This window comes from Syntrophomonas sp., assembly GCF_028707975.1.
Classification (GTDB): domain Bacteria; phylum Bacillota; class Syntrophomonadia; order Syntrophomonadales; family Syntrophomonadaceae; genus Syntrophomonas.
The window spans coordinates 1-13,102 of the sequence record NZ_JAQVZX010000011.1; the positions used below are offsets into that span (position 1 = coordinate 1).

Sequence of the window (13,102 nt, forward strand, 5' to 3'; positions counted from 1 at the left end):
TTATTTACCTGCAGCAATTGGGACGGGGAACCCGAAAAGCGCCGGGCAAGGAAGCCTTGCTGGTATTTGATTTCATTGACAATACCGCCCGGCATAATCATGCGGTAAACCTCCATCGCCTCTTACGTTTGCGGGAATACCGACCGGGGGCTCTAGCACTGGCTCCGCAAGAGAAAATAGAGGAAGAAAATCGCCGCTTACGGCTGGGTGAAAAGATTGAAGCGGTTTTGCCCCATAATATATTTATCAAGGATTATGAACTGGTAGACCTCTTCGACTGGCAGGAAGAAATCAAAGATATGATGTCCCTGCATGAACTGGCTCTGGAGCTATATGTAGATGATGCCACTGCCCGCCGCTGGGTTGATGAAGACAAGATTACTCCCGGCCCTGATTTTGAATTGCCCATGGGAAGAGTTACCCACCGTTACTTTCATCGTGAGCGCCTGGAGGATATAAGGCAGCAACTGGATATATCGGCCCGCAAGCCCGAGGAGATCAGGCAGGACTTCTTCAGATATGTTAAAGCCGGGCACATGACCACTTCCCACAAGCCCGTAATGCTTAAAGGCATGTTAACCCTGGTTAATGAAAAAGGGCAGGTGGACCTGGCCGCGCTGGTAAGCTTCTTCCGTGCTTTCTACGAACAGCGGGCAGATGCCGGTCTGCAGGTAGAGATACCCAATGCAAGCATTAACCGAGTCAAAGAAATGAGCGATTTTAAGATAGCCCGACTGATGCTGACCATGCCCTTTGAAAAATTTGAGCGCAAATTCTTTCTGGAACACCGCAAAGACCTGAGCCAGGTAGCCTTCGTGCCCTCACTCTGGAAACGGCTTACGGCCGAAGATAGGGAGGAATTATTGGATATATGTGAGCGGCAGATTGATAGGTATTATGAGACGAGACTCAACAGTTGTCGTTGTCAATCTTAAAATTAGCTTGTTTCTCCTGAACAGGAGGAAATCATGGACAATCGTAGAAAATATTGTAGTATGAATACAATATCTATTGCACTAAGGTAAGCTCCACAAACGCCGAAAGTACATGGGAGGTTAGCGATTACGTAGAATGAGTGAGATAAATGAAGAAAGAAGGAGATAAACTGCTTCGCAAAACAGGGTTCCAAACTCCTTATTTTGACTCCGGAGGGGGTCAAGAGGGGGGGTTAGCGATTCGGGGCTCACGAGCCTTAGAGCCACCGGCCCTAAAACGGGGTCTGTAACAATGACTGGCCCGCTTTCCAGGGCATTGAGACATTTTGCTCCTGCTTCTATTAATAATTTAGCTATTTTGTAACAATAACCAGCCCGCTTTCCAGGGCATTGAGATGCTGATTAATTTTATATTTAGAGGTAAACTCCAAAAATATGGCAGGATTATGAAAATTTGTCGAGAATAATTAAAGAAAGAATACCATGCAATAGACGCACCAGTTATCCTGCCACCTATCACTACACCTGCTATTTCTAGGCTCACAGAAATGATCCGAAAATAAAAATCATGAGGTATCCTTTTTACTGTTCCCGTTGGAGGCGAGCTGTATTGTTGGCTGTATTTTTAGATGAGAGCGGAATTTTTGAAACGGCAAAAGAACATGCCCAGCTTAATACCGGTTTAGTTTATAAAGGCGAAAACCTGGAGCAGGCCGTGAAAAAATTGCAAACATTGCTGGAGCAGATATGTTTCCAACATAAACTCACTTATCCAGAAGGTTTACATGGCAGCAAAATTAAAAACCTGAAATTGCGGCGCCAGATTCAGAATCAAATAATCGAGTTTTTGGGACATAATAAGGATTGGTCTATTATTGGCATTGTGGCTGGAGATTTTGAACAGGACCAGCGCTCCAATATTATTGATGAACGCCAGGCCAGCAACCTTTATCGCAATATGCTGATGCGTTTGCTTGATAATGCCATTTATTATAGCCCGCTGGCGCAGGGACAGAAAAAGACTAAACTGCACATTGCCAGCCGCATCGCTCTGGTGGATAAACGCGACCGGGAACGTCAGGGTCAGTATGAAGCACTGGGTTATAACCGACTTGAACATCGGGACAGGAATAAATGGCGTTATTCGTTAATTGATGAACCTGTAATCAGCGCAGCTTTGAGCCAACTTTATGAAGAACGGGAAAACTCCCCCCGCCTTGATTTTCAGCTTTTTGTGCAGAATATCTATAAGGCTAAAAATGTTGGCCTGATGACGGCTGACCTAATATGTAACTGGATATATGGGAATATTAACCCCACTCTGCCGGATCGGGGTTTAAATGAAATTTGTGCCAGGCTACATAAAATGGGGGTTAATTCCTATTTATGGGCTTATGATCAGGTCGATGACCAGTGGCGTGAACTATACGAGTTGTCTACCAGGGGAGATATATATGCATTTCTAACCCAACGATTGAAATTCGTCCATGATTCCAACCCTTTAAACCAATACTACCAGCAGCATTTTGCATTACCCGAAATGAATATCAGTGCCGGCGCCCTGGAGGAAGCCTGCAATATGTCGGATAAAACTTTGAAGGGAGACAATGTCAAATATCATTTGGAGGAAGCTATTCTGCAAGAAGTATTGGACCTGGCCAGTTTAAAACTACCACCTCCCCCTCCTTTAATCTTTTATTACCTGTATGACCTGCTATTAAGAACCTATAATCACCTGGGTGAACCGGATAAAGCCATAGAATACGGGGAAAAAGCCCTTAAACAACTGGATTTATTGCCCCGTTCATTAGATAATATGGAACGCCGCCTGGAAACCCTCAATCGTATGAGTGTAACTGAAACTAACCGATTTAACTTCGAAGCTGCTGTTCTTCTCCTGGAAAAGGGCCTGGTTCCTCGCCTGGTAAAGCGCCTGCAATTGGAAGATGACGGCAGCGGGCCTCCTCTCGATCCCGTCCTGGGTAAATGTTATAGTTCTCTGGGCCAGAATTATGCCTTCCTGGGCCGAAACAAAAAGGCCTTACAAGCATTTCAACGGGCATTGGAGCATTTTGCCACCAATCCATGGGACATCGAAATCACCACTGCCCATATCCTGCAACTGACATTGGCCACAGATAACCGGGAACTGTTTGATGAATATGCCCCCGCATATTTTGCTGAGCTACCTGGCCAAAATTCTGCACTTTCAGACTCTGTTTCGCCGGATGATGACAATGCCTTAAAGTATGCCCGGCAAAATACAATACCTGCTGAAAGCCTACCTTTACAGTATTGTAGGGTAGCACTAAACAGCAATAACCCCTTTAAACTATTTATCCTGGGCAAATACATCAACGTTTATGATAAATGGCGGGAGAATCAAGTCATGGAAAAACTGCTGAATACTGATTATAAGGCAGTTTTTGGTTCGACCAATCACCACCCCTGGGAACTAATCTACCGCCACCTGGCCGAAATTGCTTTCAAAGCTGGACACGAGGATGCAGGGCGGGATTGGGCAAAGCAATCGCTATCCGTGGGTAGTCCAACCCCTTCGCTTACCTTCCGGGTTCTTCATTTGGGTACCGGGTTGATGGCAGCTTCCTACTGTTGTAAGGGTAAGCAGCTGAAACAGGCTTATCAGGAAACCCTGGTAGCCCTGCAGGAAATATGCGCCAGTGAGGAAGGCCACCCCGTCTATCATCCCGATAACCAGAAATCCTGGTTCTACAGCTGCGTAAAAAATGCCGGTTCTAAAAGTTCGGTAAGAAAGAAGGTGCAGAGGTTTATAGGGCGGTTTACGTTTGAGTATAGGTGAGAAGCTTAGAAATGGGAAGGAGATGATAGACATACACATAATTAACTTTACTCACCCCTTAACTGAAGAACAGCTTGCTCAAATCGACAAAATAGCAGGCAAGAAAACAGCAAAAGTAACTCAAATTACCTCTCAGATTGATACAAACCGATTGCTGGTTGAACAGGTAGAAGCCATGGTAGAGGAGGTGGGTTTGACTGCGGAAGAATGGCAGAGCCTGCCTCTGCTTATTAATCTCCCCTCACTTAATTACAGTACTGCGGTAATGCTGGCTTTGCTTTACGGCAGGATGGGGTATTTCCCAGCCACGATACGCCTGCGCCCGGTAACAGGAGCCATCCCGCTGCGCTTCGAGGTAGCAGAGATTGTTAATTTGCAGGAGGTGCGGGAGAGGGGCAGGGTACAAAGAGAATTGAGGTGATAAGTGGAAGTGGACGAAAAATCCGATGGAAAACGCATAACAGTGACCTTTGAATGCGAGACGATTACACCAATGTTTCTGCGGGGAGCAGATGGTAGGACACCGGAACTGCGAGCTCCCTCGATAAAAGGGGCTATACGCTACTGGTGGAGAAGTTTGCAGGATTCCACCCAAACGAAAAGCTTGCTTGAACGCGAAATCAATTTGTTTGGAGGTACAGGTTCATCAGGAAAAAAGAGTCCGGTTTCAATAAGAGTAATTAGCAAATTGAACGACTCGTCTATTGGTCATAACTTGTGGGATGAACTTGATAAAGAAACACCATCAGGTAAAACGTACTACAGATCTAAAAGTGGTTCCAGGGGAATTCACTATTTGTTTTATTCAGTTTTACCTATGAATACACGTTTAGATGGTCCATACATCAAGTCAGGAAGCGAGTTTTCCGTAATACTAAGTGCTTATGAACAGGAGCCATTACAAGAAGCTTCAATTGCATTCATGTTTCTGTCAATTTTCGGAGGGCTTGGTAGTCGAGTTCGAAGGGGAGCTGGCAGCTTTGACATAATAAAGGTTGAGAGCACCAACATTACCAGTGAGCTGGATAACATTTTAATAGCATGTCTTATCAGTAAGCGCTTAAAAAACCACGAAGGGGTTTGCGGATTTCTGCGGGATATAATTGAGTCTAATATTGTTGATACATGTACCAATTTAAACACAGTGAATTCATTTAAAGAGGTTTCATTGTACGTATTTCGACCCCAAAAATCGTGGAAGGAAGCAATGGATAAGATAGGTGTTTATTACATGAACTTTAGGAATAGAAATAAGGGACGCATTGAAGAAACTCCGAATTTTGGGTTCCCAATAAGGCATAAAAATGGGACAACTATGATGGCAGGTATGGATATGGGTGAAAAACAAAAACCAAGTCTACTCAGGCGCAGAGCTTCTCCAATAGTGATTAAGGTAATAAGAGATAATAATGGAAATTATTATCCGATGATGATTTGGTTCAAAAGCAGATTATTACCCGGGGAGTACCAAATAATGGATGAAGATGGCGGCAATAAAATGATTGAAACCCCCGGAATTATTCAAGAATTTATTAATTCAATTCCCGTGAAAGAGTATGAGGAGGTGCGATTATGAACGATTACCTCTTACTCTTCACTATCACCCCGGTCCAGGCGTTTATTTCCCAGGCACGTAAGACCCATGATCTTTGGGCCGGCAGCCGTATTCTTTCCGAACTAATCGAAGTAGCACGAACCAAAGTAGTTAACGATTATAGGGCGGAGATAGTGTTTCCTATAAATAATGCGGACTATAACGATGATGAATCCAGCAATCCCAACCGCTTTGTTGCTCGGGTAAGCACAGCTAACCCAAGGGATATTGGTATAGAACTGGAAAGGGCGGTTCAGATAAAGTTTCAGGAGTTGTCTGGCAAGATTTATGAAGATGTATGTGGAAAAAAACCAAGCAATATAATGGGGTTTAAGGAGCAGATAAAAAGCTTTTGGCAGGTTTACTGGGTTATGCTGCCCGGCGGTGAAGGGATTGACTCCTATTTCAAAGTACATTCCAAGCTGGAAATGCACCTGGGCGGGGTTAAAAACCTGCGAGGATTTTCTCAGTTAGAGGAAGAAGGCTTTCGCAAATGTTCCCTTTGCGGGGAGAGGAATGCACTTTTTTATGCTCCCAGATTAACAGACGGTTCCGAAAAAGCTCCCGAATTTATGTCGTCCCATGCTATAGCGCTTAACCACAGCCGCATAAGTGCCGGAGAGGGACTATGCGCGGTATGTCTGGTAAAACGCTTTTGGTCGGCAAGCAGTGAGGAATTTCCTTTAACTGCTACCGTAGCTCTGATGCCATTGCTGGACACCTTGAGTAAGGATGATGAAGGAGCAGAATTGTTTAGCGCCTATAAAAATGTTCTCAATTCTTGCTGCTGTACTCGTTACCAGTACAACATGTATAATGATCAGCTACTGTATGAGGATAACCTAACTCCAGATTATTTTAAAAAGAATAGCCTGCAGATGGGAGTGCTGAAGAATGAATCAGGGCATGAGACCATTAAGTCGGCAATAATGGGGGCTTATAGTAAGCTGCAATCCTATATTCGTGAAAGACAGACAGAGAAGAGTTTGACCCGGAATAACGGTAAAGAAGGAAGCGGTAACTGGAGCAAATCCTCTTATTATGCCCTTATAGCTTTTGATGGAGATAGTATGGGGGAATGGTTATCAGGAACGAAGTTGAACGATAATATGAAGCTGGAAGATTTTCACCGGGAACTTTCGCTGAAACTTAATGAATTTGCCGGTTCAGTTAAGGAGTTCTTTATTGAACCTTCGGGAGAACAGAATCCTGATTCAAACAGGAAAGAAAATGGGACAGAATCCAGCTTTAGGGGTCGGGTGGTATATGCTGGGGGTGAAGATTTTCTGGGCTTTGTAACCCTGGATGATTCTCTGAAGTCACTGGATAAACTCAGGATTGAATTTGACGAAAAAGTGAACCAGGCCCTGCAGCAAAAGGCTTTCATTCAAGAAAACAATAACCTTTCATTCTCAGCGGGAATGGTTATTGCTCATTACAAAACGCCACTTTCTGAAGCCTTGAAGTGGGTCCACCAGATGGAAAAAGCGGCAAAGGAAGTGGAGGGGAAGAATTCCCTGGGGATTGCCTTGCTGAAACATTCAGGCGAAATTGAGAAATGTGTATATAAATGGTGGGAGGAATCCAAAAAAATTGCTGGTAAAACAGTAATCTATGATTTCCTGGATATTATAGAAGCTATTCAAAAAGGGGATTTTTCAGGGCGCTTCATTAAAAATCTTAATGCCGAATTATATCTTCTGGCGGGAAAGAGAGCGGATTACCTGGGAATGGACAATGCCTATGAAATAATACGGGTGGAAATTGGTCGGCTTTTAGAACGTACCTGCAATCTCAAGCGGGGCGAGGGCGAAACCGGGGAGGATTATAAAAAACGAAAAAAAGAGGCGGTTGGGCAGTTGCGGGAAGTGGTTTTCCATTTGTATCAAAATAGCAATGACAGTCTGGAAAACTTCATATCGGCTCTCAATATTGTACATTTTTTAACGCGGGAGGTGGCCGGCGGTGTGGATTGAAATTGAAGCCCTGGATACTCTCTTTTTCCGTGATGGCAAGCCTTTCTCCATGGGTCAGGAAAGCTGGGCCGAAGGAAAACTTTTCCCCCTGCCTTCAGTCCTGTACGGGGCTTTAAGGAGCGCGTATTTGGGTCAACATCCGGAGCGTTTTGCCAATCTTGGTGAACTGGATGATGTAACCTCTAATTTAACTATCAGGGGTATTTATTATCGCCTGGGTGGGAATCTGTATTTGCCGCAACCGGCAGATTTGGTAGCCAGGAAAGATAGGTCTACTAAAAATATGAGGGAGACTGGAAAACCATATGAGATTCGGCTCCTGAATTGTAGCGAAATTGAAACGGGCGTATATGCAGGAGCGTCTAATTTGGAGATGATTCCTGAGCGATTATTAATGACCGGGGATGAAGTTGACAACAGGGATTATGGTCTTACCAGTAACGTTGACATAAATACTTATCTGCAGACGGGAGCCAAAAATATCCCCCTCCAGTCGATTGATGCTGCGGAACATATTGTTCTGGAGCCCAAAGTTGGTATCGGCAAGGATCGCATCAGCGGCAGCAGTGCTGATGGCAAACTGTACCGGGTGGGTATGAAACGGTATGACGGTTTGAGTATGGTGGTTGAAATTGAAGGTCTGGAATTAAAGCCGGAAGGCTTTTTGAAGCTGGGGGGCGAGGGAAAAGGAGCTTATTATCGAACCTTGCAAATAAAAGATTTGACTGCGGATATGATTGCTACACCTGAATTTAATGACGATGCCAGGTATTTTAAACTATACCTTTCCACTCCCTGTGCGTTCGCTCAAGGCTGGTTACCGGAATGGATTAATACCGGGCGTTGTGAAGGGACATATCGATTTGTCAATGGGGAAAAAGAGAAAGCGCTTAATTTAAAACTTATTTCTGCAGTTATGAGCCGCTATATGCTGGCAGGCGGTTTTGATATTAAGGAGCGGAGGCCCAAACCGGCCCGAAGAGTAGTTCCGGCAGGGAGTGTATATTATTTCAAGTTACGGAGTGGCGGAGATATGAATGATGTAATCCAGGCCTTTCATGGCCGGGCAATATCAGAATTGGATAAAGAGCCCAACCGAACATCTAACCATATGTTGGAAAATTACCGCCAGGGTTTTGGAATTTCATATGTGGGGGTGCTTAACTTATGAAACGCATTATAACCATAGTTGGAACCTCATTATTTACCAACTATATGCAACCAGAGGTTAGGAGAATACTGGATAAGAAATATAATGATGTCAGTGAGTACTTGGAACGATATGGCAATTTCCCTACAGATGGTTTAATAGATAAAATGAAAGCACAGGAGATGAATTCGTCCCGCAACAAAATTGAAGAAACAATTAAAAAGAAGTGGCTGACAGGTATTGAACGAGTTTGCAGAGACGGTCAGTGGGAATGGAAAACAGCAAATAATGGAAGCAGTAATGTCGATGCCTCAGCGGAGATTACCAGCATCCGCAAGATTATCGACGACCTTAAGGAAGATATTGAGGTACATTTGATCACTACCGATACTGTAAGTTCGGTTATTGCTGCCGGAATAATTGCCGGTTTTTTACCGGAGATTATACCCGGAATAAAAGTTTACTACCAACAAGAAATATACGAAGGCGGAGAAAAAGCTGGTTCTGTTATTGCGGATTTACAGGTTACAGACCGCGATAAGTTTGCTCGTGATGGCTTGCGCCGTCTGGTTGATAAAGTAGACTGGTTGGTAGCAAGCCTGGGTAGAGAAAACCTGGCCATAAATATTACCGGGGGTTATAAGGCAGTTATACCTTACCTGACTATTATGGCGCAGATATATAACCTGCCAATTTATTATGTTTTTGAAGATACCGATTTACTTCTTAAGATACCTCATATACCCGTTGATGTTGATTGGAACATTTTCAATAAGTACACTGATGAATTTAACATTCTTGAAAAAGAAGATATAGTCAATAGCAAGCAATTCGATTATCAATTTAGAACCGACTGTGCCAGTTGCCTTGATATTGATGGGAATGATATTGCTCTTGGGCCAATGGGGCAAATTCTCTACAAACGCCTTCAAAGTCAGCGTTTTGTCTTTTATGCTTCCGATGAGGTCTGGAAGCAGATTGGTGAACAAAAAGATATTTATCGCATTTGAGAGGATAAATTTCGTTTCCGTGATACTCGTGAAAAGAAAACCGAAATCAAAGGTGAACATCGAGTTTATGATGACGGGGATAACCCAAACAGGATTTTTTATTTCGAAGAAGATGGCAGGATATATATTTATGCCACTTTTCAGGATCATGAGAAGTACGAAGAATTCATTAATACTAAAATAGAGCGCGAGAAAATTAAAGCCAGAGCGCAAAAAAGAGAAATTAAATTGGAGGTGTAGGCAGTGTTTCAAAAGGCGAATGTGTTTTTTCTGATTTGTGAAACATCATTGCATGCCGGAAGCGGAGCGGATCTAGGTATTGTTGATTTACCTATTCAGAGGGAACGCCATACTGGCTATCCTAAAATCGAAGGTTCCGGATTAAAGGGCAGCATCAGGGAGGCTTTCGAGTCGGCTCTAATAAAGGACAAAAGTGCTACAGGCGATGAGAAAAATATTTACCGACCGCCTGAGTGTTTAATTAAAAGATACGGAAAAGAGTGGGAGAATCTTTGGGGTGAATGGAAAGGAAACCTGCTTAAATATCACCAGGCCATAAATCTAAGTTTTGGCCCTGAAGATGGAAAACTTCATGCCGGGGCGCTGGGCTTTACTGATGCTCGCATTCTGCTCTTCCCGGTTAAATCCATGAAGGGGGTCTTTGCCTGGGTTACCTGTCCCAAAGCCCTGGAGCAGTTTCGCCAGGATCTGAGTTTGGCCGGAATCAGTATTCCGGTATTGCCCGGGGAGAAAACCAGGACATCTGCTTCGAGTCTGGTAATAAGGGACGATAAAATAGTACTGGAGGAATACACCATAGAAGCAGAAAAAAGTGACAAGTGTACGAACCTGGCTAAATGGTTAGGAGATAGCTTATTTCCGGTACCGAAAGGAGAAGAGCAGGATACCTTATCCTACTGGCGGGACAAGATGAAAAAAGATGTTATAGTTCTTTCCGATGATGAATTTCGGGATTTTGTAGAGATGTCCACCGAGGTCATTACCCGCACCAAGATTGACAACCAGACCGGTACGGTTCAGGGTGGTGCGCTTTTTTCAGAAGAATATCTACCAACGGAGACGGTATTATATTCATTGGTTTTAACAACCCCGGTATTTGCTGAAGATAAAGGGGTATTTGCTGCGCAGGGTGAGCAGAAGGAAGAAGACCGGGTGATGGAATTCTTCCGGCTTGGGCTACCAGAGGTGATTCAGGTTGGAGCCAACGCCACTATCGGCAAAGGCCTGACCCGGACTGTTTTTATGAAGGGGTGATATGATGGCTGTAACGGATAAACTGGAACAGGGTAGAGCGGAATTTGCTTATCAGTGTGCGGCAAAAGGCAGTGCTCTTGATAAAAAGAAAGAGTATAAGCAATATGTCAAAAAGCTCCCGATGCTAATAAAAACCAATGGTTTGGGAGCAGCCGTAGCCTTTTTCTTTTCTAAGAAAAATGATGACCAGAGCAAAGCGGGATATGCATATAAAGAAATTTATGAACAACTAAATGAATGGTTGAAAAACGCAGAATCGGTAAACTGGATGCTGAATTCAGATAAGCCGTTAGTTCAGTCCATTACCGAATTGCCATCTGAGCAATACAGAGCTTTAACCATTGAGACCCTGGCTTTCTTAAACTGGCTGCGCCGTTTTGCGGAGGGGATGATTGAAGGCGAGGCGGAAGAATAATGGAACATGGTAAATTGGAGATTAAAAAGACCAAAAAGGGCTATGGCGGTACAATAGTCTTTAATAATAAGCGGATGCCAGTTCCCAGTAAATACGCTTTTCAAGATGATTCGCTAAATTGTCACGAATGTACTTTTGAAAGAGATATTAAGGGTCAAGTTGTTCGCATATTTGTTGATGAACAAGAATTGCCCACAAGAGATCCTAATACCAGCCACCAGGTCAAATCATCAACTAATATGCACCAGGCTGAACCCCCAGGTTTGAAAAGAGATAGTAAAATGCCGGACTTTTTTGATATTAGAAAAACCCATTTACCTCAGGATACCCGGGAGATTGGTTTAAGGGATATAGATAATATTTCATTAAAATTGCATAAGGGTTCCCGTTTTGAGCCAGCAGAAAAGAAATTTGTCTTTTTTAAAACTGGCAGGGAGTCAGGGTACAAGCCATATTTAACTGCTAAGAATATTGATTTAAATAGTATTTGTTGTCGGCATTCATCTTCCGTTCAAGCCTTGTTAGGTATTAGCAGTGGGGTAATTGGAGATAGATTACTAACAATTAATTTTTATCCCGACTGGCGCTTAATAGTGGGCCTGGGAAATGAATCGGTTTATGAAACTTCCATAACCCTGCACCATATTTACGGCATTCCTTATATCCCTGGACAAGCCATCAAAGGAGTAGTACGAAGTTGGGTAATATCCGAGTATTTTGACAGCGACGAAGAAGCACTTAAAGACCCTGCGTTTCGTTTCGTATTTGGAGGTCAAGCTGTTGATAAGTATCCAGCCCAGGCCGGCAAGGTAATGTTTTTTGATGCTTTGCCATCAAAGGAACCACGTATTGAGGTTGATATCATGAACCCCCATTACCAACCTTATTATTCTCAGGGGCAACCGCCTGGCGATTATCATAATCCCGTACCGATTCCATTCCTTACCGTGGTTGATACTCCTTTTCAATTTCTATTGGGGCTTAAAGAAGGAGATAGTCAAAAGCTAATCCAGTTTAAAAATTTGGAGTCAGTAAAGCCGCTGGAGTTAGTAGGAAAGTGGTTAAAAGAAGCTTTGGAACTAAACGGAATTGGAGCTAAAACGGCGGTTGGGTATGGATATATGACTATAATTTAGCCATGAGGAGGGTATTTATGAAAAATAAGACCTGGACTTCAATTAGGGATTTTTCTGCCTTACCGATTATTATCTTGTTATATGACCTGTTAAAAGATGTCTGTAAACGTTATATGTATGATTATTGGGGGATATCTGCCAAACTAATAGGTATAATTTTACTGATAATTATTACAGGTTTTATCGGGTTTCTGGTTTTACGAAAAACCCGCGAGAAAGCCCGGATAAAATCTATACAACAGGAGGAGGGGCAGGTCAAACCACATAAAGGGTTAATAGCTATAGTTAGCCCTGTAAAGGAACATAACGTGGCTGAAGTTGCAATAAAACACCATTTGGACGAACTGGAGCATTGCTGGTTATTGGTTACTAAGGATAGCGATGACGTCTATCAAGGTTTTGTAGAGAGATTTACCAAATACAGGAAGGGCGAGATAATTACCTTTGAAAAGGTATTAATCAATAATCCTGACGATCCGGGGGAAGTTTTCGATAAAGTTGAAGCCATCTATAACGGTTTAAAAACCAAAGACCTGCGTGAAAGAGATGTTATCGCTGATTATACCGGTGGCAAAAAATCACAGAGTGCGGGAATGGTACTGGCAGCTGCTCGTTCTCCGGAACGGCAATTGGAATATATCTGGTCTGGAGACAGGAGTAAAGACAAATACGGTAGCTTTGATCGAGGCAAGGAAGCAGAGAGTTTTCCTATTTTAGTCTCCATTAACTGGCCCGAGAGCTGAGTATACATTAAAAGATTATTAGCATTCTGGCAACATTAATACTTTCG

10 protein-coding genes and 1 pseudogene are annotated in these 13,102 nt (G+C 43.3%); all 11 read left to right on the forward strand.

Annotation, left to right across the window (positions count from 1 at the left end; all coding sequences use genetic code 11):
* Nucleotides 1–935 (forward strand): annotated as a pseudogene (locus tag PHP87_RS02780) (hypothetical protein); the annotation flags it as partial.
* Nucleotides 936–1,545: 610 nt separating this feature from the next.
* Nucleotides 1,546–3,756, forward strand: coding sequence for a hypothetical protein (locus tag PHP87_RS02785; protein ID WP_299918163.1), 2,211 nt, complete (start codon nt 1,546–1,548; stop codon nt 3,754–3,756).
* Entirely contained in the window at nt 3,743–4,177 is a 435-nt protein-coding gene (gene csx15 / locus PHP87_RS02790) for a CRISPR-associated protein Csx15 (RefSeq protein ID WP_299918166.1), read from the forward strand. Before PHP87_RS02785 ends, csx15 begins: the two co-directional genes overlap by 14 nt.
* Before the next feature lie 3 nt (nt 4,178–4,180).
* Nucleotides 4,181–5,332 carry a type III-B CRISPR module RAMP protein Cmr1 gene (gene cmr1 / locus PHP87_RS02795; protein ID WP_299918169.1) on the forward strand — a complete coding sequence of 384 codons (1,152 nt, stop codon included), beginning with the start codon at nt 4,181–4,183 and terminating at the stop codon, nt 5,330–5,332.
* Complete coding sequence (cas10, locus tag PHP87_RS02800; RefSeq protein WP_299918172.1) at nt 5,329–7,326, forward strand: type III-B CRISPR-associated protein Cas10/Cmr2; 1,998 nt, start codon at nt 5,329–5,331, stop codon at nt 7,324–7,326. Before cmr1 ends, cas10 begins: the two co-directional genes overlap by 4 nt.
* Nucleotides 7,316–8,497 (forward strand): type III-B CRISPR module-associated protein Cmr3, encoded by a 1,182-nt coding sequence (gene cmr3 / locus PHP87_RS02805; protein ID WP_299918173.1) that lies wholly within the window; start codon nt 7,316–7,318, stop codon nt 8,495–8,497. The genes cas10 and cmr3 overlap by 11 nt, the downstream gene beginning before the upstream one ends.
* Nucleotides 8,494–9,486, forward strand: a complete 993-nt coding sequence (locus PHP87_RS02810) for a hypothetical protein (RefSeq protein WP_299918175.1) — start codon at nt 8,494–8,496, stop codon at nt 9,484–9,486. Before cmr3 ends, PHP87_RS02810 begins: the two co-directional genes overlap by 4 nt.
* A gap of 243 nt (nt 9,487–9,729) precedes the next feature.
* The gene (gene cmr4 / locus PHP87_RS02815; protein ID WP_299918178.1) at nt 9,730–10,761 is read left to right on the forward strand and encodes a type III-B CRISPR module RAMP protein Cmr4; all 1,032 of its coding nucleotides are present in this window, start codon (nt 9,730–9,732) and stop codon (nt 10,759–10,761) included.
* Nucleotide 10,762: 1 nt separating this feature from the next.
* Entirely contained in the window at nt 10,763–11,176 is a 414-nt protein-coding gene (gene cmr5, locus PHP87_RS02820) for a type III-B CRISPR module-associated protein Cmr5 (protein ID WP_276662047.1), read from the forward strand.
* Entirely contained in the window at nt 11,176–12,312 is a 1,137-nt protein-coding gene (gene cmr6 / locus PHP87_RS02825) for a type III-B CRISPR module RAMP protein Cmr6 (RefSeq protein ID WP_299918183.1), read from the forward strand. The genes cmr5 and cmr6 overlap by 1 nt, the downstream gene beginning before the upstream one ends.
* A 17-nt stretch (nt 12,313–12,329) precedes the next feature.
* Complete coding sequence (locus PHP87_RS02830; protein WP_276662053.1) at nt 12,330–13,055, forward strand: hypothetical protein; 726 nt, start codon at nt 12,330–12,332, stop codon at nt 13,053–13,055.
* The last annotated feature ends 47 nt before the right edge of the window (nt 13,056–13,102 follow it).

Bases quoted from the DNA above. Each gene is read 5' to 3' on its own strand.
- cas10 (WP_299918172.1), top strand. From the start codon at position 5,329: ATGAACGATTACCTCTTACTCTTCACTATCACCCCGGTCCAGGCGTTT.
- cmr5 (WP_276662047.1), top strand. From the start codon at position 10,763: ATGATGGCTGTAACGGATAAACTGGAACAGGGTAGAGCGGAATTTGCT.
- cmr6 (WP_299918183.1), top strand. From the start codon at position 11,176: ATGGAACATGGTAAATTGGAGATTAAAAAGACCAAAAAGGGCTATGGC.
- PHP87_RS02810 (WP_299918175.1), top strand. From the start codon at position 8,494: ATGAAACGCATTATAACCATAGTTGGAACCTCATTATTTACCAACTAT.
- PHP87_RS02830 (WP_276662053.1), top strand. From the start codon at position 12,330: ATGAAAAATAAGACCTGGACTTCAATTAGGGATTTTTCTGCCTTACCG.